Raw genomic sequence first — 23,497 nt, 5'->3', positions numbered from 1 at the left:
GAGAGTATGCGGATTTTAATACAATTATATTTTAATGCGCTAAAATTTTTTTTGGTTTTTTGCCTTATAAGCATAGTATGCCTAATTTTTCTTAACGTTGTGCTGCGCTATGGATTTAATAGCGGGATAAATATCTCGGTTGAGCTATCTAGATTCTTATTTGTTTGGATGGTGTTTTCTGGTGCAATAATAGTACTTCATGAGAATGGGCATGTGGCAGTAGAGGCCCTGGTAAGAAAGCTGCCAAGACTTGGGGCTCTTAGCGTAGTAATCTTGGCAAAGCTGTGCATGATCTTCGTTGGAGTCTTGCTTTTAGATGGTAGCTGGAAGCAGATGATGCTCAATTGGAGTACTCTTTCTCCGACAGTTGGCATGCCGATGGGGTATTTTTATCTAACCGGTGTAATATTTTCTGTTCTCAGCATTTGGGTGCAAATAATTGCTTCATTTGAGGTGGTGCTAAAGTATTCAAGAGGTGGAGAAGTCTTGAAGAATGAGGAAAGGCAGTTATGACAGTTTTGATTTTTGTTTTAACACTGCTGTTTTTTGTCGCTATTGGTTTGCCGATTGCATATGCTTTGATTCTATGTGGTGTCGCATTAATGTGGCATATGGATATGTTTTCTGGACAAATTGTAGCGCAAAATATTCTGAATTCTGCTAGTAGCTTTCCCCTACTTGCTATTCCTCTATTCATTTTGGCCGGTGAGGTAATGAATAGAGGTGGGTTGTCAAAGCGCATCATTGCATTAGCTCAGGCATTGGTTGGACATAAAAGAGGTGGTTTAGGCTATGTCGCTATCTTTGCGGGTGTCATATTGGCTAGCTTGTCTGGGTCGGCGTTAGCTGATGCTGCTACATTGGCAGCCTTGCTATTGCCAATGATGGTGGCTGCTGGGCATGAGAAAAATCGAGCAGGAGGGTTGATCGCTTCTGCTTCTATAATAGCTCCCATTATACCGCCAAGTATTGCTTTTATTGTGTTTGGAGTCACAACAGGAGTTTCAATTACTCGTCTTTTCTTAGGAGGAATTGTGCCAGGCATCTTGTGTGCAATAAGCATATGTATTGCTTGGTATTTTGTTGTGAGAAAAGAGCCTGGCCCAATATTCGAAAAAAGCTCCTTTAAAGAAAGGGTTCAAGCTTTTGTTAGCAGCTTGTGGGCATTGATGCTACCCATTATTATTGTGGTCGGTCTTAGGTTTGGAGTGGTGACTCCAACTGAAGCAGGAGCTGTGGCTGCTGTTTATGCAATAATTATATCTGTGGTTATATACCGAGAAATAAAGCCCTTGGATTTGTTGGATGTGTTTTATATTGCAGGAAAATCCACGGCGGCAGTTATGTTCTTGGTTGCTGCAGCCTCAATCCCAGCATGGATGATTACTATAGCTGACATACCTGGGCAGCTTATTCATTTAATTTCGCCCCTTATGGAATATCCAGTTTTTTTGATGCTGGTTATTGTTGTGCTGATTATCCTTATTGGAACAGCCATGGACCTTACACCAACAATTTTGCTGCTAGGCCCTGTTCTCGTTCCTATCGTTTCGGCTGCGGGTATTGACTCAGTGTATTTTGGAGTTGTTTTTGTCATCTGTTGCTCACTGAGCTTGATAACACCGCCAGTAGGAACTGTTCTAAATGTGGTTAGTGGTGTTGGAAAGCTGAGATATGAAGAGCTTGTGAAAGGGACCCTGCCCTTTTTTCTTGCGCAGCTAATCGTGCTTTTGTTGATTGTTCTGCTTCCACAAATTGTCACGTTGCCATTGGCGTGGCTCTCATGAGGCTATAACCTCTAATATCAAAAAAGGAGTTGAATGACATGCGTAAAACACTCATGGCGGTCTCAGCGTTGACAATGATTTTCTCAGCGCAAATCCAGGCACAAGATGTAAGAAACATGACCCTGAGATTTGCTTCTACCAGTCCTCAGGGAACACCTCAATATGAAGGAATGAGTGTTTTCAAAGATCTGGTAGAAACCAGGAGTGAAGGTAATATTAAAATCCAGCTATTTCCTAATGGTGTATTAGGAGGAGATAGTCAGGTGCTATCCTCTCTACAAGGGGGGATCATTGATATGATGGTTTGGAATGCCGGTAATTTAAGCAATATAGTACCTGATTTCGCAATTTTTGATTTTCCTTTCATATTTGATGACGCAGAGGAGGTAGACGAAATTGTAGATGGCGATACTGGAAGCCTACTTTTATCCAAACTAGAAAATCATCAGTTGGTTGGGCTGGCATACTGGGAACAAGGATTTCGCTATTTGACTAACCGCTCCAGACCAATAGAAGATTTAGAAGATCTTCGTGGTCTCAATATTAGAGTCCAAGAGACCCCCCTGTTCATGGATATGTGGTCAGCTCTGGGGGCAAATCCTGTACCTATGGCCTTTACGGAACTTTATACTGCCATGGAAACAGGTGCGGTGGATGGACAGGAAAATCCTGCACCGCTGATAATGGCAGCTAAATTCAATGAAGTCCAGGAGTACCTGACAGTAACTAGACATAACTATAACCCTCAAGTGGTTCTTATTGGGAAGCCTACATGGAATAAGCTGAATGAAAGTGAGAGGGATTTGATTCAGCAGGCGGCTTTTGATGCGCGAATAGAGCAACGTGAAGTATCCCGACAGGCGGATGAAGAAGCTTTGAATGCACTCGCTTCTATGGGCATGAGCGTGAATTACCTAGATGAAGAACAGGTGCTGGAATTTAGACAAGCTGTGGAACCGGTTATCGAGAAATACTCAGCTCGTATAGATAACATTGTTCTGAATAATTTTTTAATTAGGTAAAATTAATTTCATCAAGGTTTGAGGATGTTGTATGAAGATTGCTATATCACAGGCGGCCCCTGTCAAAGGTGATTTGCAGAAAAGCATAGCAGTTGCAGTGGGAGAGCTAAAATCCGCTGCTGAAAAAGGAGGTAGGCTAGTTGTATTTCCTGAGTGCTTTCTTACGGGTGGGTGCTTTGATGATAGAGAGAGCTTGGAAGCAGCAGCAATAGATGTAAACAATGGGGCACTATCCCCCATTATAGAAGTATGTAAAAATAAGAACATGTATACGGCGATAGGGTTTTACAGAAAGCTGGATGGAAAAGTATTAAATTGTGCGGCTTTTATTGGCCCTGGTGGGGTAATAGACTATTATTATAAAAGACATTTGCCATTCATGATAGGGGATAGGTTTTCCGATATTCCTGAGGATAAATCTCCGGCCAAAGTTTATGATACGGAACTTGGAAAAATTGGCATAGCCATATGTTATGAAATTCGCTTTCCTGAGGTTGTTAGAACTTTAGCGCTAAAAGGAGCCGATATAGTATTGCTTTTAGCAGCATGGCCTTATGAAGCGAAGCTCTTGCCAGAGGTTTTCACAAAGGTACGTGCTGCTGAAAATTTTGTCTACTTAGTTGCGGCAAATCGCGCAGATGCTGAAAATGATGTTGAATTTATGGGGATGAGCCATATCGTTGGCCCTGATGGAAGTGTTTTGGAATACGACTCTGACGGAGATTTGATTATCTCGAACGTTGATGTTGAAAAAGCAAGGAAAAAGTCGATTATACGTTACCCGGGGGTTTACGAAATTCACCCGTTTAGGGATCGTATTCCAGAGTCTTATCTAGTGCATATGGAAGGGAATAAATGAATAAAATCAGAGAAAACTTGATCAAGGGAAGTGCGGTCTTTGGTATCAACGTATATACCCTTTCCCCTATGGCAATTGAACTTTCGTCTGCATATGGTTTTGACTTTGTGTTCATAGATTCTGAGCATACATCTATAGCTATAGATAGCAATATGGAGAAGCTGATTCTTTCGGCTAGAGCATCCAATATTGACTCTCTGGTGAGGGTTACGGGGGACAGCCCGAGTGAAATAAGAAAAGCACTGGAACTGGGAGCAAGTGGGGTTCTGATACCACAGATTCACACTGCGGATCAAATGAAAAATGTTATTAAGGCTGCAAAATTCCCTCCATTAGGAAGAAGAGGTGGAGACAGCTCTGTAAGATCTGCTGGTTTTGGTGGTCGAGGATTTGATTGGAAAAAATATACTGAAAGGGAGAATGAATCGACATTTATAGTTCCAATGGCGGAGAGCTTTGAGTTTTTTGATAATATAGATGAAATATTGGATGTGGAGGGAATTGATGCAGTCCATTTTGGGCCTGCGGACTTTGCTTTGTCTCGAGGAGTGTCTGTAGACTATAGCATAGACTCTTCTTTAGTAAGAGAACATCTTGAGATACTTGTAAAGAAGTGCGATAGAAAAAATATTCAAGTCATGGCTGTATGCTCACCCTTGGACTCAAGGTCTTTGAATACTTTGAAAAATATGGGGGTGAACATGATTCTTATGGGGAGTGATATTTCTTTTATTCGACAAGGTCTTGAGAAAGCCTCTATAGTAATAGAAAGTTGAAAAGGAGTTGTTCAAATATTTCTCGACGGCAATTAGCCTTTTGAACAGTGTTCATTAATTTACGGAAAAAATATGTTTGAATTCAAGAAAAACTTGCGTGAAGGAGGGCTCCCTATACATGTAGCAGAGCAGCTCGAAGCGCTGATTACCCAAGGCAAGGTGGCCGTGGGCGAGAAGCTGCCCACCGAGAACCGCCTGTGCGAGTCGTTCGGCGTCAGCCGTACCGTGATCCGCGAGGCGATCACGCATCTCAAGTCGCTGGGGTTGGTCGAGACGCGGCGCGGCGTGGGTACCACCGTGCTGCGTGCCACCACCATCGAGGCCAAGCCCGCCGAGCGCATCAGCCCCACCACTGTGGAGGACATCCTGCATGTGCTGGAGCTACGCCTGACTTTGGAGCCGGCGGCGGCGGAGCTGGCCGCCCTGCGTCATGACGCGGCGGACCGGCGGGCGCTGGAGCATGCCCAGGAGACCTTTATTACGGCGTGCGAAGCGAAATCCCAGGCACGCGAGGAGGACTACCGTTTCCACCACGCCATCGCCAAGGCGACCCACAACCCCTTTTTCGAACGTTTCTTCGAGCAGTTCAGCCAGGGCGTGATTCCTCGCGCCAAGCTGCTCAGTATCGAGATCAACCCGGCAACATCGGTGCGTTACCTGGAGCGGGTGCAGGAAGAGCATGCCTACATTCTCGAGGCGATCCTCTCGCGGGATGCCGAGGCGGCACGGGAAACCATGTTCCAACATCTCAACCGGGCGAAGACCATGTATGCGAAATATCGCGACCAGGAGGAGTGACATGACGCTAAGAGGCGTTTCATTGATTGGCCGGCAGGACGTGCGTGGCACTGGCGGCGAGATACGCGCCATCGACCCCGCCACCGGCATCGCCCTGGAGCCCGCCTACCCGGGCGCCACCGCCGCCGAGGTGGCGCAAGCCTGTGAACTGGCCCGGCAGGCCTTCGACGCCTACCGCGATACCGCACCGACGCTGCGGGCCAAGTTCCTGGAGATGATTGCCAGCGAGATCGAGGCTATCGGCGACGACCTGATCGAGCGCGCCATGGCCGAGACCGGCCTGCCCCGGGCGCGCCTCGAAGGCGAGCGCGGCCGCACCTGCGGCCAACTGCGCCTGTTCGCCTCGGTGGTGCGTGCCGGCGAGTGGCTCGACGTACGCATCGACCCGGCCCTGCCCGAGCGCGAGCCGATGCCCCGCGCCGACCTGCGCCAGCGTCATATCCCGCTCGGTCCCGTCGCTGTGTTCGGCGCCTCGAACTTCCCGCTGGCCTTCTCCGTGGCCGGCGGCGATACCGCCTCGGCACTGGCTGCCGGCTGCCCGGTGATCGTCAAGGGCCACTCCGCCCACCCCGGCACCTCCGAGCTGGTCGGTCGTGCCGTGCAGAAAGCGATCAAGAGAAGTGGCTTGCCGGAAGGCGTGTTCTCGCTGCTGTTCGGCTCGGGCAACGAGATCGGCCAGGCCCTGGTCGCCGACCCGCGCATCCAGGCGGTGGGCTTCACCGGCTCCCGCGGCGGCGGCACGGCCTTGATGAGGACTGCCCAGGCCCGCCCCCAGCCGATCCCGGTCTACGCCGAGATGAGCTCGATCAACCCGGTGTTTCTGCTGCCCGAGGCGCTGCGTGCTCGCGGCGCCCAGCTCGCCGAGGGCTTCGTCGCCTCGCTCAACATGGGCGCCGGGCAGTTCTGCACCAACCCGGGCCTGGTCATTGCGGTGAAGGGCCCCGAGCTCGACGCCTTCGTCGAGGCGGCAAGTGACGCGGTGAAGGCCAGCGCCGCCCAGACCATGCTCACCCCGGGCATCCATGACGCCTACGAGCAGGGCGTGGGCCGGCTTTCCAGCAATGACAAGGTCAGGGAAGTGGCTCGTGGCCAGGTCGGCGAATCGGCCCACCCTTGCCAGGCGGGACTGTTCGTCACTACGGCCCAGGACTTCCTCGCCGAGCCCGAGCTGCAGGAGGAGGTGTTCGGCGCCGCCTCGCTGGTGATCGAGTGCGCCGATCAGGCCCAAGTGCGCCAGGTCGCGGCCCAGCTCGAAGGCCAGCTCACCGCCACGCTGCAGATGGACGACGGCGACCTGGACGCGGCGAAAGCGCTGCTGCCGATCCTCGAGCGCAAGGCAGGGCGGCTCCTCGCTAACGGCTGGCCCACCGGGGTCGAGGTATGCCACGCCATGGTCCACGGCGGCCCGTTCCCGGCTACCTCCGACTCACGCACTACCTCGGTGGGCAGCGCGGCGATCTTCCGCTTCCTGCGTCCGGTGTGCTACCAGGCGCTGCCGGAAGGCCTGCTGCCGGAACCGCTGCGTGACGGCAACCCCTGGGGTGTGTCTCGTTTGGTGGACGGCAAACGCGAGGCATGATGTACGCGACACCAAGGTCCTGCTCACGTCAACTGCCGTAGCTGAGGGGGAGATCAAGCGCTAGTGAACTGGAAAAACAGCCTAATAAATCGATAATCCCAACCGTCCCGCCAGCTCGGTGATCATGGTGAGCGCACGGGTGGAGTTGCCATGCTTGTTGAGCGCCGGGCTCCAGGCGCTGATGACGCCCAGCCCCGGCACGATGGCCACGATACCGCCGCCGACACCGCTCTTGGCGGGCAGCCCGACGGAGAAGGCAAATTGGCCGGACTGGTCGTACATGCCACTGGTGGAGAGGATGGCATTGACTCGATGTGCATCTCGAGGCGTGGTGACCCGCTCAGCGCTCAGTGGGTGCACCCCGCGGTTGGCCAGAAATAGCAGGCTTTGTGCCAGTTCGGTGCAGCTCATCTCCAGAGAGCATTGAAAGAAGTAGTGGGACAGCACGTCGTCCACTTCCGCCTCGATGTTTCCGAAGCTCTTCATCAGATGGGCCAGGGCAGCGTTACGACTGCCGTGACGGCTCTCCGAGGCAAGCACTTCTTCGTTGATGTCGCAGCGTTCGCAGCCGGCCAGGCGTCGCACAAAGCTGAGGAAAGCCTGGCGGCTGGAAGAAAAGTGCGACACCAGGGTGTCAGCTACCAGAATGGCACCGGCATTGATGAAGGGATTGCGCGGGATGCCGTGCTCCCACTCCAACTGGACGATGGAATTGAATGGTTGCCCGGAAGGCTCCATTCCCACCCGCTGCCATATATCGTCGCCCATGCGCTGCATCGCCAGAACAAGGCCAAACACCTTGGAGATGCTCTGGATCGAGAAAGGGATGTTGGCATCGCCGGCGGCATGCATCTCGCCGTCCAGGGTAGCGAAGGCGATACCGCAACGGTTGGCATCCACGCTGGCCAGGGCCGGAATATAATCGGCGACCTTGCCGTCACAGGGCCGTGCCATGACTGCCGCATGGATCTCATCAAGGGCTTGGCCACGACACGTATCACCGTCAGCGAGGAAGCTCATGGTGCAACTCTCCTTGCATGATTGGCGGGAACGAGCACGACAGGGGCGAGTCCCGTTGAGGGAACCCGCCCCTGCTATTCGATCACGGCGTCTCGCCTGCCATTTCGAAAATGGTGATTAAGCTCGATAACCGAGCAAGTTTAGTAGCCCAGGTAGTGTCCTGCTATCAAGGCAATCCAGCACATCGCATAGATGAGCACCATGAGAGGCATGATCACGCGCAGCCACTGCGCATAAGAGACTTTGCCCAACGCCAGCATGGCCAGTGTGCCGCCCGAGGTCGGCACGATGAGATTGGTCAGACCATCGCCTACCTGAAAGGCGGTGATCATCAGTTGACGACTCATGCCGATGAGGTCGGACAGCGGGATGAGAATCGGCATGGTCACCAACGCCTGCCCCGATCCACTGGGCACGAACAGGTTTATCACACCCTGGATAACGCTCGATGCTACGGCCGCCAGCGCAATTGGCATGTCACCCACCAGGGTGCTCAGCGAGTTGACGATGGTATCGATGATCTGGGCATCCTCCAGAATCACCTGGATCGAGGCGGCAACACCGATCACCAGCGCACCGGCGGTGACGGAGGCGGCCCCCTCCATCATCTGCTTCACCAGCTCATTGGCCCCAAGGCCATTGGCAAAGCCGATTACGATCGCCATGAGCAAGAACATGGCGGCAATCTCATTGATGTACCAGCCGCGCGTAAAGACTCCCACCAGCATGATTACAAGGCCGATCAAGAAGATACCCAAAGTCATGAGATTGGCGCGGGTCAGGGTGTAGTCCTTGAGCTGCTTGGTCAGCTCCGCCGGCTGATCGTCCTGGTAATCTACATGCACCACGTAACGACAGATGAATACGGTCAACGTTGCCAGGCAAGCCAGCACCATCAGCGTACGCAGCCACCAACCGGAAAAGGTCGGCAACTCACCGATACCCTGTGCCACCCCTACGGTGTAAGGGTTGATAGGCGAGAGCGCAAAACCGATGCCGATGCCGCCCACCGCCATTACCACGCCCACCAGGCGTGAACAGCCTATAGCCGTGGCAATCAGCACCCCGATGGGCACCAGAGCAATATTGTTCTCGAACCCCACGGCTACGCCGAAGAAACCGTAGATGAAGGTCCCAGCCGCAATGATGAGATTGCGGCTCTTCACACTGTCCTCGGCGCCGACCTTGTGAACAGCCACCCCAATAGCATTCTCCAAGGCTCCGGTGCGCTGCAGGATATGGAACAGGCCGCCGGCGATGAACACGATGAACAGGAACTGGGAGGCACTTATCAGCCCTTCGGGAATGGCGACGAATACCCGAAAGACATGCAGATTCGCCACATCTGCTAGGTATTCGAAGGAACCCGGCACGACCGTCGTGCGGCCATCGACCGTTTGTCGTTCGAACTCGCCGGCGGGCACGACGAAAGTCATCAAGTATGCGGCCACCAGAATCAGGAAGATCAGGACCATGGGGTCCGGCACCTGCTGGTACCACTTGCGCACCGCCGAGGCGGTTGCCTTGCTGGTCTGTTGCTGTTGTTGGTTCATGGTAAACCCTTGGTCGTTATCCGATCTTGTTGGAATGGTGGGTGAAAATCGTCATGCCAGTGGCTGGCGACGAGCCAGGCGCTGGCATGTATGGACGAGTACCTCGACGGCAGCCGTCAGGTCCTCGGGTTCGATAGCTTCGCTGGGGTGATGACTGACCCCTTCTCGGCAGCGCACGAAGAGCATGCCGATATCGCAGAGGTCTGCCATGGCCAGACCGTCATGGCCGGCACCGCTGAACAGCACCAGCGGCTCGATGCCACAGTCCTGTACCGCCTCTTCCAGAGTGGCGGTCAACCATGACGAACACTGCACGGCGGATTGCTCATAGGTCAGGGTATGGCCGAAAGCCAGGTCGAGCGTTTCGAGCGCGACGCCAATCTGTTCGATCAGATATTTCCTGGCCCGTTGGCGTACCTCGTCGTGGGGGGAGCGCAGCTCGATGCTCAGTGTGGTGGTTTGAGGGATGACATTGACACCATTGGGCGCGTTCTCGATCTTGCCCACCACGCCGACCAGATCCTTTGTCTCCTTGCACAGGACATCGACAAGGCGGATCACCTCGGCAGCTCCAACCAGGGCATCACGGCGTAGCGACATCGGGACGGTACCGGCATGGCCGGCCATACCGTGAATCTTGACCTGGTGCCGCTCGATACCGGTGATGGCGCTGACTACCCCGACCGGCAGCGAAGCGTGTTCCAATTGAGGGCCCTGCTCGATATGCACCTCGAGAAAGGCAACGACTTCTTCGGGGGAGTAGCGATCGAGAGGGATACGTGTCGGGTCGCAGCCAAAGGCTTCCAAAGCCGCATGAAGCGTTACGCCCTGATCATCGGTAGTCTTGAGCATCTCGGGTTCGAAGGTTCCCGCCAGCACCTTGGAGCCCAGCAGCGTCGAGCTGAAACGTGTGCCTTCCTCGTCACTGAAGGCCACCACATCGATGTGGAAGGGCAGTGAAATGTCGTTCCCGCGCAAATACATGACCAAGGCCAAGGGCAAGATCACGCCCATCATGCCGTCATACTTGCCACCATGGGGTACGGTGTCCTGGTGCGAACCGATCAGCAGCGTCCGGGCATCTGGCGAGTGGCTGGCATGTCGCCCGATCAGGTTTGCGGCATTGTCAAGCCTCACCGACATGCCCAGTGCTTCCATCCACTCGGTCAAGGCTTCCAGCACTCTCCTGTGCTCGCCAGTGGCGCACCGGCGTGTCACCCCTTCGTGATCTACGTCTCGGGTCTCGCTGAATTCCGCTGCGGCTTCCAGCCACTGCCAAGCCTGCCGGCCGGCCTGATCTAGGGATAGCGTCATGCTCACCTCAATGTCGCTTGGGCGTCTTTGGAACGCTCCGCCTAATTTATGATGATAAATTAGGCTAGGTGACACATTCGGTATGTGTCAACTCATCATGAGCGGGACAGTTGAAAGGAGTGGCGGGGAGGGGTTTTTCGAGGGAAAGGCCTTGGTTCCTGAAACGGCCCATATGGCCTGTCGCTAATGACGATGCGGGTTGTCTGCTGTAGGCAGGCGGGCCAAGAACGCTTGGTACTCGGTGTCATCCTGGATATGTTGGTGAAGCGTCTGCAACTCAGTGACAGCATCCTGCGCATGGTCGATGCGTAGGTCGAGAGGCAGGTCACCGGGCGCTCGCACCTTGAGTGCAGCCGAGCGAGTACCCCGGCGATCTCCTCCATGGCGCTGGGCGGCCAGCAAGGCAGCAAGTAGAGCCTCAGTCAGCCCCCTCTCGTTACGAGCATGCCGGAAGGCAGCCATCATCGCGGGTATCACTTCGTCGCTGGCAAGCATGTTACCGGCCACTATCAGCCCCGGCTCAAGATGCATGCCTGCAACGGGAACGTTCTGCTCTCCCGTCCAGCCGGCAACCCGCCCCTGCCTATTCATCAGCGCCACCTGGCGCCAGGCCTCGCCTCGATCCTGCCGACGAAGTTCGGTCACGGCCGCCTCCACACTCTTGCCCTCGGCTAACCAAGCGAGCCCCTTCTCGGCAGCCATCACGCTGGTGCTGAAGCCTTGGGTAATAGCTGCGCCGACATCAGGCAGCAAGTGCGGTACGAAGCCGCCAAGCGCTGGTCCTCCGGTGGCGCAGGCTACGCCGAGAGTCTTTGAGTCGATATCCAGGGCGATCAGGCTGAAGGTCATGGGAGTCTCGCTTCCGGGGTTCACTTGGCTGCGCAACGGCATCTTTTATCATTATAAAATTCACCAGCTATAGCCTAGCGCCTCGAAGGTCAGCAAGTCAGCCATTGACAAAACCTTCCTTCGAATATGGCAGGGTGGACATCTCAGCCAGGCCCGTGGATCATCGTGGCCACCCCGGCCAGAGATCCCACGGCTGACAACATGCAGACCAGTGATAGAGAGCCTCATGAAGCGAGCACGCCAGCCAGGCCGACGCAAGCGTACCGAGGTCATCGGTGATGCCGTCAAGGAATACATCGCCCGCCACGGGCTCAGCCCCGGCGATCGCCTGCCTCAAGAACCGGAGCTGATCGAAGCTCTAGGCGCTGCCAAGGGAACCATTCGCGAGGCGCTGCGCGGCCTGGAAGCCCAGGGCCTTATCCAGACCCGCACGGGCCCGGGTGGCGGTGCCTTCATCAGCGAAGTAAGTGATGATCGAGCCATGGAGCTGCTAGGCAATTATTTTTTTTTCAGGCCGCCGACCATCCATGATATCTATGAGGTGCGCAAGGCGCTCTGGCCAGCGCTGGTGACCAGCCTTGAGGGCGTTCTGGACGACGAAGCCTTCACGCGACTTGAAGCGGTAACGAGTTATTACGATCATCCTCCAACTTCGCTCGATGAGGAGCGCATTCAGCGTATCAAGGAACTGGAGTTCCACCTCGTCCTGGTAGACTACTGCCCTAACCCGCTGCTCGCCCTGATGTGCCGATTTCCCATCCGGCTGCTGATGAGCATGACTGTCTGCCAGCGAATCTATGACCAGCCCTACCCGGAATTGCGCCAGCGCGGTTACCACTATCAGCGTCAGTTGATCGACGCCTTGCGCCGGCGAGACGGCGTTGCGGCACGCCGGATCGTCAGCGACCATATGCAGGCAGCCCAGGCACTGATGGAAGAGCGCGAAGCTCTGCTGGAGAAGACTTTCTTCAAGGCCGATGCCGGAGCGAATACCGACCTCAGCAGTGAATATCTGGCGCTCACCGGTTACACGAGTGATGGTGACGCTAACTAAGCCGCTGAGCCGTTCCTCAACCGATTGACCCCGGACTTCAAGACCATCGCCGAATTCCGGCGCAAGCACTCTCAGGCATCTCCCTGGAACCTTTGGCGGCCTTCGGGCCGCCTTTTACGCCACGATTTGCCATAATGGACGCTCCTATATCCTGCGGAGCTATCATGGCCTCTCCTCCCAACGACCGTCGCCAGGGTCGCCCAAATTCTCCAAGGCCCTCATCGGACCGTGGTCGCGGACGCGCCTCGCGAACGCCCAAGGCCCAGATGGGCGAGGTGGCTTACCTGGAGGTGGTTACGGTGAACGAGACTGGTGCCTTTCTCGACTGGGGCCATGTGCGTGACGTGCTGCTGCCCTTCGGCGAGCAACGCTTCCGCCCCACGCCGGGCAAGCGGGTGCTGGTGCGGCTCTACGAGGACCAGCAAGGGCGTCCGGTGGCGTCACAGAAGCTCGACCGCTTCGTACAGGACGAGGCAACGGGGCTGGCGCCGGGTGACGAGGTGGAGCTGATCGTCGCCGACGCTACCGACCTCGGCTACAAGGCGGTGGTCAATCATCGCTTCTGGGGTCTGCTTTACCGCGATGATGTCACCCGACCGCTGCGCCGTGGGCAGCGGGCCAAGGGCTACGTAAAGCGCGTGCGCGACGACGGCCGGCTCGACCTCTCGCTGTTGCCGCCGGGGCCGGCACGTCTCGACGTGGTGGGCGAGCAGGTGCTCAAGGCGCTGCGCGAGAGCGGTGGCTACCTGCCGCTCTCCGACAGCAGCGATGCTGCGGCGATCAAGGCGCGCCTGGGGGTGAGCAAGAACGCCTTCAAGCAGGCCATCGGGCGGCTCTACAAGCGACGCCTGATCGTCATTGAGGCCCACGGCATCCGCTTGGTGCCGGGGGCCACCAGCGAGCCGGGCTAGATCTGATCGAGTCGATGCCGATTAGATAAGTGTCGACCCATGCCTACGAAGACCAAACCTTCGACAAGCAAGAGGATCTTCCCCTGCGGCGCTTGTGTGCTGCCTTGACCGCCGCTTGGAATATAGCCCGGATGGGATGAGCGACTTTTTTGAGACCTAGGGGCTGCGTAAGCATCTGGCACGTGCTAGTGCAGCCTACTTCGAGAAATTGTAATAGGTTAAGAGGTAGGGTGCCACATGTAAAGAAAGCTCCAATTCTCCTCTGGGAAGCATGAAAGTACATAGGGTCAAGGTTATGACAATATACCCTTAGGCACCGGGATCATAAGCACTTCGGTCATTGCTAGGGTCACTGCGAAGATACCAATGGCACCGCCAATCAGGATGAGAGTCGTACGCAGTGGGCGCAGCTCGTCCTGTTCAGCGATAAGCATGAGTACAGCGAAGGCGAGTATGCTCGACAGTATCATCCCCAGTGGTCTAAACAGCATGAGCCAGATCCCGATCGTCATGACAAGCAAAATACCGCGCCAGATATTCTTGGGCTTTTCTCTCGTCGCTTCACTCCAAAGGGGTGCCTTTGAAAGTAACATGCGAAGAATGATCAGCACAGAGGTCAGCATCATTGTGATTGAAACCACCCGAGGAAATACAGCCCCCATTACACTGAGATTGAGAGATTGCCACCAAACGATGGCGCCTAGAGAAATAAAAAATATGGAGCCAAAAGCGGTTTTTATTTTCAGATCATTCATATATCGTTCCCCTGCCGGGATGTATTCCCACGGCGATTAATCAACTTCTTGAAAGTCGGATAAAGCAGGCCTAGGAGGATGAGTGCCACCAGTGCTAGAGAAATCGGGCCATGGAAGAAACGGCCAAGAACATCACCTTGTGCTTGTCCTATCAGGTAACTCTGGACGAATCCCTGTTCAGCGATGGAGCCGAGCACTAGGCCGAGCGCGATGGGTGAGATAGGGTAGCTGAAGGATTTCATCACCCAGGCGAAGCAGCCCAGCACAAACATAATCACGGTATCGCTGATGCTGTTCTGGATTGCGTAGCTGCCTGCTACAGTTAGAAAAGCGATCGCAGGGACAAGGGCCGCCTTGGGAATTGAAGAGATTGCCCGGAAGGCAAAGCGGCCTATAATAAGACCGACCGGCAGCATGAATAGGGTTGCAATCAGCAGGCCGAAGATGAAGGTATAGGTAATCGGGGCTTGCTCGACAAATAGGGTCGGGCCTACCTTAATCCCCTGCACCATAAGCGCTCCAAGAATAATAGCGTCTGGTGGAGTGCCGGGTATCCCGAGGACCAAGGTCGGGACAAAGCCGCCGCCTACGGTAGCGTTGTTGGCGGACTCCGTTGCGATGATGCCCGAAGGGTTACCCTTGCCAAAGCTCTTGCTGTCGCTCGAAGCTCGGCGTGCCTCAGCATAGGTCACCAGACTGGCGATTGAGCCGCCCGCTCCCGGTAGGATTCCTATCAGCGTTCCAAGAATCGAGCTGCGGATCAGGTTGACCTTGTCGCGAATGATCGTAGAGCCTGCTTCGCATAGGCGGAAGCCTCCTCTCTCGGTTGCCGGTTGTAGGTGTGGGTCGCGGGACATGACGAGGTCGAGCAACACTGGGATGCAATAAATACCGATAAGCCCCGCTATGATGTTGACGCCACTGACCAGATTGCTATTGCCGAAGGTTAGCCGAACGTCGCCACCCACTGTGGCTACCCCGACTAAGGACAGGGCAAGGCCTAGAAGTGCCGCGGTTAGGCCCTTGAGCTGGTTGCCTGCAGAGAGTGCCGAAACGATAGTTAATCCGAGTATGGCCAGCCAGAAATATTCGGCTGGGCCAAACTGAAGGGCGATCTTAGCCAAGGGCGGAGCAAGAAGTAGCAGAAGCGTCACCCCCACAACGCCGCCGACAACTGATGCAATTGTTGCAATGGTGATGGCTAACGCGCCATCACCACGCCGTGCCATGGGAAATCCATCGAAAGTGGTGGCGATGGCAGAGGGTGTACCGGGAGTATTTACCAAGATAGCCGCGAAGGCTCCTCCATAGAGTGATGAGGTATAGATTGCTCCTAGCATAACGAGGCCAGAGGCTGGGTCCATTGTGAAAGTAAAAGGCACGAGCACAGCAACGGCCATGGTCGCAGAAAGGCCCGGCAGGGCACCGATGATTGTTCCTAAGACAACGCCACAGAGCGCGAGCATCAGATTGCTCGGAGTCAGCGCGTTGAGGAGATACCCTAGTATTTCCATGATTCGGCTCTCACCTAGGATTAAGGGCTCCAGCCGCTCTTGCAGCCGGAGCCATGGTAGGCAGCTCAGTTAGAGGTCAACCCAAGTGGCTCTTCGACTGATTGGTAAATTTCTTTCTGGTCGACAATGAAGGCTTCAACCTTGCTGTAGGGAATGTCGATCGGCACAAATCCCGCCTCACTCATTTCAGAGCGAAACTTTGCGTTGGCACTAATACGCGAGATGGCATCAGAGACAGCCTGACGAAGCTCCTCAGGTGTATCCTTGGGGACGCCCACGCCGCGATAGGCCCCGCCAACGAGATCGAAGCCAAGTTCCTTAAAGGTCGGCGCATCCGGAAGAGAGGAAAGGCGCTCCTCGGCGGCGACCGCCAGCACTCGGATGTTGTCGCTTTGGTTTACGGCTTCGGTCGTGTAGGTGACCGAGGCGGTAACCTGGTGGCCGAGGAGTGCAGCGCTAGCAGGACTAGTTCCCGAGAATGGGATGTAAGTAGTTGTTACGCCTGAGATTTGGTCGAAGCGAGCTTTCATCACCTCGTCCCCACTGCGCGAGCCAGATCCAGAGAAAGTGACGGCACCCGGATTTTCTTTGGCATGATCAATAAGCTGCTGTAACGTCTCGAATTCACTATCAGCCGCGACGGCAATAATGTTGGGTGTATACTGGAAGAAGTTCACGGTGGTGATATCTTCTGTCTCGTATCCTACATCCCCCGCCATCGGTTGTAGCACGTTATGTGGCAGATTAGTTCCCATAATAGTATAGCCGTCAGGCTCCATATTATTGAGTCGGGACCAACCCTGAGCGCCACCGCCGCCGGGCATATACTGCACTACAGCTGGCATGCCGTTCTCTTCCTCGAAATATTTCTGTTGCATCCGCGCTGCGATATCCGAGGCTCCACCGGCATTGAACACTATGATGTAGTTCACTGGTTTGCTGGGATAGTCTTCGCTCTGCGCGAAGGCGGGTTGCAGGGCTAGGACGAGGCCAAAACCGACCGCGGCGCCAAGAATTTTACTCTTGTAGTTATGCCTATTAAGTTTCACTGGCATGCTCCCATCTTATGTGTATTTGTAATGCGCCGGCATTCCGGCACTGGGTAAATGCCGCACTCTAATCCAGCGCGCGGCAAATAGCTTCTGTCATTTCGCTACAGCGGGCAGAGCCGCCAAGATCCCGGGGAATAAACTCTCCCGCAGACAGAACGGCGTTGACCGCGTTTCTAATCCGGTTTGCGCCCTCAACGAGGTTGGTATCGTCATGGCGCTCGCCGAGCCAGTCGAGCATCAGGGCCGACGAGAGAATGGTGGCTACGGGGCTCGCGCCATCCTGGCCGGCAATGTCGGGGGCCGAGCCATGCGCGCCCTGAAAAAGGGCGTGATTATCGCCGATTTCGCCTGACGGTGAGACCCCCATCCCGCCTACTGTCACTGCGCCGAGATCGGAGATGATATCGCCGAACATATTCTCAGCTACGATCACATCATAGAAATCAGGCTTCTTTACCAGATGTACAGTCATCGCATCAGCGTAGGCGTAGTCGATCTCGACATCAGGGAAGTCGGTAGACACCTCATCGCAGATACCACGAAAAAATGCGAAGCTGCGTAGGATATTGGCCTTGTCGCAAACCGTCAGGCGACTCACTCCGTCGCGTGGTGCACCATTGCGCTTACGCGCCACATTGAGAGCGAAGCGCGCCACCCTTTCTGTCCCCTTGCGGGTGACGATCAGGCTGTCGCTGGCGATCTCTCCACGCAGTACCACACCAGCGCCGCGGCTGGCATAGAGCCCTTCTGTGTTCTCGCGAACGATGATGTAATCGATCGCCCCTCCGTCCCGAAACGCCGCTAGCGGCGAAGTGACGCCTTTGAGCAATTTGACCGGACGCATGTTAGCGTAGAGATCGAGCTTAAAGCGCAACAGTAGGTGCAAGTCGTTGCCCACTTCGGTGCCATCTTCGTAGGTCACGCCCGGAAGCCCTGCCGCACCGTGCAAAATCGCGTCCATGTCGCGGCAGGCGGTGAAGGTATCTTCTGGAAGCACCTCACCAGAATCTACATAATGCTCGGCTCCGCCTGGGAGTTCCTCGAAATGCAGCGCATCTGAGCCGAGTGCGTTCTTGAGAACGCGGACGCTCGATCGGGCGACCTCCGGTCCGATGCCATCACCGTAGATAGTTGCGATATTGTATTTCGCCATGCTGTCTCCCCCTCGGCTTACCAACTGGTCGCCACGTATTTTGCTTCCATGAATTCCAGCATCCCATGGTGCGCGCCCTCGCGGCCGAGGCCGGATTGTTTGACGCCGCCGAAAGGAGCTGCTGGGTCCGAGACCAAGCCGCGGTTGAGTGCGATCATACCCGCCTCGAGTTGTTCGGAGAGTTTTAACCCGCGAGACAAGTCGGAGGTATAGAGATAGGCTACCAGCCCGTACTCAGTATCATTGGCATGGGCGATGGCGTCTGCTTCGTCGCGGAAGGTATAGATTGGAGCGACCGGGCCGAAGATCTCTTCTCGGGCGATGCGTGCCTCTGGGGGGACGTTCGAGATTACGGTCGGAGTGTAGTAAAAGCCGGGCTGGTTCAGTCGTTCGCCGCCGCAGACCAAGCGCGCCCCCTTTTCGACCGCTTCGTCGACCAGTGCCTTGACTTTCGAAACTGTTGTCTCATTGATGAGCGGCCCGCAATCGGTATCGGGAGCGTTGCCCGGACCAATCCTGAGCGCCGACATGCGCTCTGCAAGCCGTGTAGTAAAATTTTCGGCGATGCTTTCATGCACGATGAAGCGGTTGGCTGCGGTGCAGGCTTCACCACCATTGCGCATTTTGGCGATCATTGCGCCTTCGATGGCATCGTCCAGATTGGCATCGGCGCAGACCACGAAAGGCGCATTTCCGCCCAGTTCCATCGAAGAATGGATCACCTGATTGGCCGCCTGCCGAAGCAGCAAGCGCCCGACCTCTGTAGAGCCAGTGAACGACAGCTTACGGACACGAGGATCGGCGAGCATAGTATTGACTACTGGGGCAGTGGTCGAGCTAGTGATTACGTTTACCGTCCCGTCCGGCACCCCGGCTTCGGCTAAAAGCTCTGCTATGGCGTAGGCGGTGAGTGGCGTTTCGGTTGCCGGTTTCAAGACACAGGTGCAGCCTGCCGCCAGCGCTGGTGCGATCTTCCGGGTCGCCATGGCAGCAGGGAAATTCCATGGCGTGATCAGTACTGAGACTCCGATGGGCTGGTACTGCACCAGGATTCGGTTCGCGCCGCTGGGGGCAATTCCTATGTCACCGAACGGTCGCACCGCCTCTTCTGCAAACCAACGGAAGAACTCAGCGCCATAAGCAACCTCGCTTCTTGCATCGCGCAGTGATTTACCGTTCTCAAGCGAGATGAGCTCTGCCAGTCGATCGGTATCACGGGTTATCACTTCGAAGCACCGACGCAGAATCTCGGCGCGCTCGCGGGCCGGGGTGGTGGCCCAGCCCAGCGCGGCCTCGGCGGCGGCATCGACTGCGCGGGTTGCGTCGGCTTCGGAAGCGTCGGCTACTGTTGTGATCCGCTCCTCGGTAGATGGGTTGAAGACGGCGATCGGGGTGCCGCGCTCGCTGTTGACCCACTTGCCGCCAATGAAGAGGTTTGTACTTAGTTTGCTCACGTCAAGCATGGGTGACTTCCTTTCCTGTAGAATCTCCGGCGCCGCCGAGTGCCGCCTGTAGGATGGTCGCAACGCCTTTGGCGGTTAGCGGGCGAGGATTATTGTTGGCAAGGCGAGTGGCATCGAGGGAGCGCTCCGCGATCCAAGGCACCTTATCTGCGGGTACGCCGATCGCCGACAGGTCGCGCGGCAATCCGATTCGGATGACTAGATCTTGTACCGCCTGGACTAAGGTCTGGGCGGCCTCGGCATTGGAGGTGTCACTGCTAACGATGCCGATGGCACGTGCAATCTCTGCAAAGCTGTCCTCGGCTGCCACCACGTTGTAATGCATCACATGCGGCAATAAAATCCCGATCCCGAGTCCGTGGGCGGTGTGTGTCAACGCGCCGATGGGGTACTGGATCGCATGCGCTGCAGAGGTGCCTGCGCTGCCGAAGGCGAGCCCGGCGAGAGTCGAGCCTAACATCAGTGCGGCGCGGGCGGTGTCATCCTCGCCGTTATCTACCGCGTCGGCTAGGTGCGCGTAAATTAGCCGAATTGCTCCGATCGCATGATGATCCGAAAGTGCATTCTTGCCGACGAATACCCGTTCGCAGGCGGCCCTCGGCCCGGTGTCCTGACGGATCGCTGTGTAGGCCTCAATTGCATGAGCCATCGCATCAATCCCTGACACAGCGGTAAGTCTTGGCGGGCAGGTGGTCGTCAATTGGGGATCGCAGATGGCGATATCGGGAATTAACGCAGGATCCGATATACCGACTTTGAGATCGCGACCTTTGTCGCCGAGAACGGCCACGGGCGTTACTTCCGAGCCGGTGCCCGAGGTGGTTGGGATCGCAATGACGGGGAGGGTTGGGCGTTCTACCTTGAATTCACCATAAAGAGCGGCGAGGTCGTCATGTCCGCTGAGGACGAGACTCACCAGCTTAGCGAGGTCCAGGCAACTTCCACCTCCGAGCCCAATGATAACGTTTGGAGCAAAATCACGGTGTGCATCGGCGCAAGCGTAGACGCAGGATACCGGGAGCTCGGGCTCAGTGCCGTCGAACACGCGCACCTCAACCCCCACCCGCCGTAGATCAGTCTTGATCCCGGCCACTATGCCGGATTCGACAAGTCGCTCGTCGGTGCAGAGCAGCGCCTTTCGCCCGTAATCTCTAGCGAGATGAGGCAGTGCATTGATCTGGCCTGCGCCAAACAAGATACGACCTGGTGATCGGGTGAGCCCGTAATCGTATTGCATGTTCAGAACTCCGTTACAGTATCGTTAGCGAGGGCACAGATCGTCCGCCATATCTCTGGATCTGGCTCATGTCCGGTCTCTAGGCATCGATTGTATTCCGCGCCAGCGCGGTCTCCGGGGATGGCCACCGGGCGGTCAGGATCGGCGGCCGGCATGTTGCGAATCGTGTCGAGATAGGCCGAGATGGAGGCGAAGTCACGAGAGGCAGGTTCCATAACTATAAAGATATCGCCCTTGTTGCAGACCATATCGTCGTCCAGCGTGCCCTCCACGTCAGTGCCGAGTGCCGAGGCGGTTAGCACGCCTACCAGCACTTCGAAACCCAGTCCTAGGGCGTAACCCTTGGGGCCGCCGAACGGGGCAATGGAACCCTTCGTCGCGGCGGCGGCATCGGTGGTGGTGTTACCCGCTTCATCAAGTGCCCAGCCCTCGGGGATGGATTTCCCACGGTTGGCATAGTCATGCAGCTTACCCATGGAGACTTGACTCGTAGCCATGTCCATCACGAAGGGTTGCGGATCGGCAGGCACGCCGATGGCAATTGGGTTAGTGCCGATCATGGCATATCGTCCGCCCCAGGGATGTACCAGCGCCTCGCTTGTGGTAAGCGCAATAAGAACTTTGCCGCGCTCAGCAATCTTTCGGGCGTACCACGCGAGCATACCGAGGTGGTTGCAATTCCGGATCGCCGAGAGGGCTACTCCGGTCTCGCTTACCCGGTCGCAAAGAGCGTCTAGTGCAGACATGGCAACCACTGGACCAAGTCCGTTCTGCCCTTCGACCGAAAGAAAGGCGCTTCCACGCCAGCTCTGCTGCCCGGTCGCTGCCGGATCCGCTACACCGGCCTTGATCCGTGCAACCAGCCGAGGGAGGCGCAGCAGGCCATGAGATGCGTGGCCGCGCAGCTCGGCCTCGATGAGAAGATCGGCTTGAACAGCCGCAAAGCTAGGCGAAACACCGGCTTGGATAAACGCTTTTTCCGCCGTGCTTCGAATCTTGTCGACAGGTATCAGTGACATTTCACATTTCCGATCGGATTTGATATTGTTGGGCCAGCCTAGCTCCAACAAGATTCGGGGTCAAGGGGTAAAGGAGAGCAGAGATGACTCGATTTTTAGGTTCAGGAGAGACAGCACAAAGTCGTCTAAAGGCTAGAAGTGCAATGGGGGAGGACGTCTACGAGGTGCTGCTGTCGCAGATCATTTCACTTAAGATTGCCCCTCGGGAGCGGATTTCAGTCGACGCTCTTGCCCGTGAGCTGGGAGTATCACAGACTCCTATACGAGCCGCGCTAATCCGCTTGGAAGCCGAAGGGCTCGTCGTAAAAAAGCACAACGTAGGCTACAGTGCTGCGCCCGTTCCCAATGCGCGTCACTTTGAAGAAATCTATGAGATGCGAATGTTGCTTGAACCAGCCGCCGCCGAGCTGGCGGCTCGCAATATGACACAGGAGACAGCGGAAAGATTGCAGGAGGCACATGACCATATGTGCGAACTAGAAAATGACATAGCTCAAAGAAATTACAGCCAGTTTGCTCGCTTCGATGCTGAGTTTCACGCCATTATTGCAGAAGCCTCGGGGAATTCACTTATCGTGGATACTCTCGACCGTCTTCGAATCCATACCCATCTATTCCGCTCCCGTCAGCACTTTACAATCACACACGAAGCGGTGTCCGAACATATTGTGTTGCTTGACGCCTTGCTGAATGGGAAGACTGAGGATGCCAAGTGGGCAATGGCAGATCATATTGCCCGTTCACGGGAGAGGATTGTGCCTTTCAGCGAGATGGACCATCAGCTCTGAGGTGAACCTCCATGTGTGAAGCTTCACTCTGCTCATATGGGGTATGGAGGTGGTTTCTTTTGCGCGCGAGGTTTACAGCACCGGGGTGGACTCTCTCCGGCCCGATGTGATGACGAGGTAGGCCTTGCACTCACACTGTCACCTGTTCGGGTGACAGCGTGACTCAATCACCATGCCAATTGCCAACCCAGCGGAACTTGCCTTGAGATGGCGAGTACAGTCTCGCGGTGAGCGTAACCGACATATCGAAGCGCAGATCATCCTGGCGCTCAGTCGAGCGCCTTGAACTCCTCCTCGTGCAGCCAGGCGGCATGCTTGGGGGCGCGCTTGGTCTTCGACCACTCTTCGATCATCGCCGGCGCCACTTCCTTGAGCTGGCGCATCTGCTCCGGCGTGCCCTTCACGTAAGTCAGCTCCAGGCGATGGCCGTTGGGATCGAAGAAGTAGATCGAGCGGATGATGCCGTGCTCGGTGGGGCCGATCACCTCCACTCCCTTGCTTTCGAGCTGCTCCTTCGCCGACAGCAGGGCGGCCTCGTCGGCCACCCGGAAGGCGATGTGCTGCACCCACTCCGGGGTGTTGGGGTCGCGGCCCATCTCGGGGGAGTTGGGCAGCTCAAAGAAGGCCAGAATGTTGCCGTTGCCGGCATTCAGAAACAGGTGCATGTAGGGATCGGGTGCCTTGGTGGAGGGCACCCGATCCTCGGCGATGGCGACCAGGAACTCCATGTTGAGCTTGTCCTGGTACCACTCAACGGTTTCCTTGGCGTCGCGACAGCGATAGGCGACATGGTGGATCTGCTGGATATCGATCATGGTGGGTCTCGTAGGGTGGCCGAAGGAGCGCCAGGGTCCTGCGCGGGCTTTTTTAGCCTCTATTTTAGTTTCATTTGAAACTAAAATAGAGGGGCTTGGCGTGCCCTGTCAAGCTGCCTTGGTGTTGCCGGAAGCCCTGGGTCATACTGCGCTCATTTCCCGTATCACGATGGAACGCT

Annotated in this window: 22 protein-coding genes; 10 read left to right on the top strand and 12 right to left on the bottom strand. The window is 55.9% G+C overall.

All coding sequences use genetic code 11. The features are described from left to right. Positions 1 to 6 precede the first annotated feature (6 nt). The 7 genes from HOP51_RS00470 to HOP51_RS00440 all read left to right on the top strand — a co-directional run bounded on the left by HOP51_RS00470 (position 7) and on the right by HOP51_RS00440 (position 6,821). The gene (locus HOP51_RS00470) at positions 7 to 513 is read left to right on the top strand and encodes a TRAP transporter small permease (protein WP_234271990.1); all 507 of its coding nucleotides are present in this window, start codon (positions 7 to 9) and stop codon (positions 511 to 513) included. Next, complete coding sequence (locus tag HOP51_RS00465) at positions 510 to 1,787, top strand: TRAP transporter large permease subunit (RefSeq protein ID WP_234271989.1); 1,278 nt, start codon at positions 510 to 512, stop codon at positions 1,785 to 1,787. Before HOP51_RS00470 ends, HOP51_RS00465 begins: the two co-directional genes overlap by 4 nt. A gap of 38 nt (positions 1,788 to 1,825) precedes the next feature. Further along, the gene (locus HOP51_RS00460) at positions 1,826 to 2,809 is read left to right on the top strand and encodes a TRAP transporter substrate-binding protein (RefSeq protein WP_234271988.1); all 984 of its coding nucleotides are present in this window, start codon (positions 1,826 to 1,828) and stop codon (positions 2,807 to 2,809) included. Between the two features lie 31 nt (positions 2,810 to 2,840). Further along, a complete protein-coding gene (locus HOP51_RS00455) occupies positions 2,841 to 3,668 on the top strand; it encodes a carbon-nitrogen hydrolase family protein (protein WP_234271987.1) in 828 nt (275 codons plus the stop codon). Then, positions 3,665 to 4,444 (top strand): HpcH/HpaI aldolase family protein, encoded by a 780-nt coding sequence (locus HOP51_RS00450; RefSeq protein WP_234271986.1) that lies wholly within the window; start codon positions 3,665 to 3,667, stop codon positions 4,442 to 4,444. The genes HOP51_RS00455 and HOP51_RS00450 overlap by 4 nt, the downstream gene beginning before the upstream one ends. Positions 4,445 to 4,516: 72 nt before the next feature. Further along, positions 4,517 to 5,242 (top strand): FadR/GntR family transcriptional regulator, encoded by a 726-nt coding sequence (locus HOP51_RS00445; protein ID WP_234271985.1) that lies wholly within the window; start codon positions 4,517 to 4,519, stop codon positions 5,240 to 5,242. 1 nt (position 5,243) lies between these two features. After that, positions 5,244 to 6,821: an aldehyde dehydrogenase (NADP(+)) gene (locus HOP51_RS00440; RefSeq protein ID WP_234271984.1), complete on the top strand. Its 1,578-nt coding sequence runs from the start codon at positions 5,244 to 5,246 to the stop codon at positions 6,819 to 6,821. 81 nt (positions 6,822 to 6,902) lie between these two features. Here HOP51_RS00440 and HOP51_RS00435 read toward each other — a convergent pair whose 3' ends face one another. The 4 genes from HOP51_RS00435 to HOP51_RS00420 all read right to left on the bottom strand — a co-directional run bounded on the left by HOP51_RS00435 (position 6,903) and on the right by HOP51_RS00420 (position 11,557). Further along, a complete protein-coding gene (locus HOP51_RS00435) occupies positions 6,903 to 7,841 on the bottom strand; it encodes a glutaminase (RefSeq protein ID WP_234271983.1) in 939 nt (312 codons plus the stop codon). 140 nt (positions 7,842 to 7,981) lie between these two features. Beyond that, positions 7,982 to 9,394, bottom strand: a complete 1,413-nt coding sequence (locus HOP51_RS00430; protein WP_234271982.1) for a YfcC family protein — start codon at positions 9,392 to 9,394, stop codon at positions 7,982 to 7,984. Positions 9,395 to 9,445: 51 nt separating this feature from the next. Further along, positions 9,446 to 10,708 (bottom strand): allantoate amidohydrolase, encoded by a 1,263-nt coding sequence (locus tag HOP51_RS00425; RefSeq protein ID WP_234271981.1) that lies wholly within the window; start codon positions 10,706 to 10,708, stop codon positions 9,446 to 9,448. A 183-nt stretch (positions 10,709 to 10,891) separates the two neighbouring features. Next, positions 10,892 to 11,557 (bottom strand): DUF1028 domain-containing protein, encoded by a 666-nt coding sequence (locus tag HOP51_RS00420; RefSeq protein ID WP_234271980.1) that lies wholly within the window; start codon positions 11,555 to 11,557, stop codon positions 10,892 to 10,894. A 226-nt stretch (positions 11,558 to 11,783) separates the two neighbouring features. Here HOP51_RS00420 and HOP51_RS00415 point away from each other — a divergent pair, with 226 nt between their 5' ends. Beyond that, positions 11,784 to 12,611 (top strand): FadR/GntR family transcriptional regulator, encoded by an 828-nt coding sequence (locus HOP51_RS00415; RefSeq protein ID WP_234271979.1) that lies wholly within the window; start codon positions 11,784 to 11,786, stop codon positions 12,609 to 12,611. A gap of 164 nt (positions 12,612 to 12,775) precedes the next feature. Further along, positions 12,776 to 13,522 (top strand): CvfB family protein, encoded by a 747-nt coding sequence (locus HOP51_RS00410; protein WP_407061765.1) that lies wholly within the window; start codon positions 12,776 to 12,778, stop codon positions 13,520 to 13,522. Positions 13,523 to 13,815: 293 nt separating this feature from the next. Here HOP51_RS00410 and HOP51_RS00405 read toward each other — a convergent pair whose 3' ends face one another. The 7 genes from HOP51_RS00405 to HOP51_RS00375 all read right to left on the bottom strand — a co-directional run bounded on the left by HOP51_RS00405 (position 13,816) and on the right by HOP51_RS00375 (position 21,715). Further along, positions 13,816 to 14,277: a tripartite tricarboxylate transporter TctB family protein gene (locus tag HOP51_RS00405; RefSeq protein WP_234271978.1), complete on the bottom strand. Its 462-nt coding sequence runs from the start codon at positions 14,275 to 14,277 to the stop codon at positions 13,816 to 13,818. Continuing rightward, positions 14,274 to 15,791 carry a tripartite tricarboxylate transporter permease gene (locus tag HOP51_RS00400; protein WP_234271977.1) on the bottom strand — a complete coding sequence of 506 codons (1,518 nt, stop codon included), beginning with the start codon at positions 15,789 to 15,791 and terminating at the stop codon, positions 14,274 to 14,276. Before HOP51_RS00400 ends, HOP51_RS00405 begins: the two co-directional genes overlap by 4 nt. Before the next feature lie 65 nt (positions 15,792 to 15,856). After that, complete coding sequence (locus HOP51_RS00395; RefSeq protein WP_234271976.1) at positions 15,857 to 16,846, bottom strand: tripartite tricarboxylate transporter substrate binding protein; 990 nt, start codon at positions 16,844 to 16,846, stop codon at positions 15,857 to 15,859. Between the two features lie 61 nt (positions 16,847 to 16,907). Beyond that, a complete protein-coding gene (locus tag HOP51_RS00390; protein ID WP_234271975.1) occupies positions 16,908 to 17,996 on the bottom strand; it encodes an isocitrate/isopropylmalate dehydrogenase family protein in 1,089 nt (362 codons plus the stop codon). 17 nt (positions 17,997 to 18,013) lie between these two features. Next, a complete protein-coding gene (locus HOP51_RS00385) occupies positions 18,014 to 19,459 on the bottom strand; it encodes an NAD-dependent succinate-semialdehyde dehydrogenase (RefSeq protein WP_234271974.1) in 1,446 nt (481 codons plus the stop codon). Further along, positions 19,452 to 20,696 (bottom strand): iron-containing alcohol dehydrogenase, encoded by a 1,245-nt coding sequence (locus HOP51_RS00380; protein WP_234271973.1) that lies wholly within the window; start codon positions 20,694 to 20,696, stop codon positions 19,452 to 19,454. Before HOP51_RS00380 ends, HOP51_RS00385 begins: the two co-directional genes overlap by 8 nt. A 2-nt stretch (positions 20,697 to 20,698) precedes the next feature. Further along, complete coding sequence (locus tag HOP51_RS00375; protein ID WP_234271972.1) at positions 20,699 to 21,715, bottom strand: Ldh family oxidoreductase; 1,017 nt, start codon at positions 21,713 to 21,715, stop codon at positions 20,699 to 20,701. Between the two features lie 83 nt (positions 21,716 to 21,798). On the opposite strand from HOP51_RS00375, the gene HOP51_RS00370 reads away from it, so the two are divergent. Further along, positions 21,799 to 22,503 carry a GntR family transcriptional regulator gene (locus HOP51_RS00370; RefSeq protein ID WP_234271971.1) on the top strand — a complete coding sequence of 235 codons (705 nt, stop codon included), beginning with the start codon at positions 21,799 to 21,801 and terminating at the stop codon, positions 22,501 to 22,503. Between the two features lie 269 nt (positions 22,504 to 22,772). Here HOP51_RS00370 and HOP51_RS00365 read toward each other — a convergent pair whose 3' ends face one another. Then, positions 22,773 to 23,318, bottom strand: a complete 546-nt coding sequence (locus HOP51_RS00365) for a VOC family protein (protein WP_234271970.1) — start codon at positions 23,316 to 23,318, stop codon at positions 22,773 to 22,775. Between the last annotated feature and the right edge of the window lie 179 nt (positions 23,319 to 23,497).

Origin of the sequence: Billgrantia zhangzhouensis, assembly GCF_021404465.1 — a bacterium.
Taxonomy (GTDB): Bacteria; Pseudomonadota; Gammaproteobacteria; order Pseudomonadales; family Halomonadaceae; genus Halomonas; species Halomonas zhangzhouensis.
Note: the sequence above shows the minus strand (reverse complement) of the source record. Positions and strands in the feature narration are given on the sequence as shown.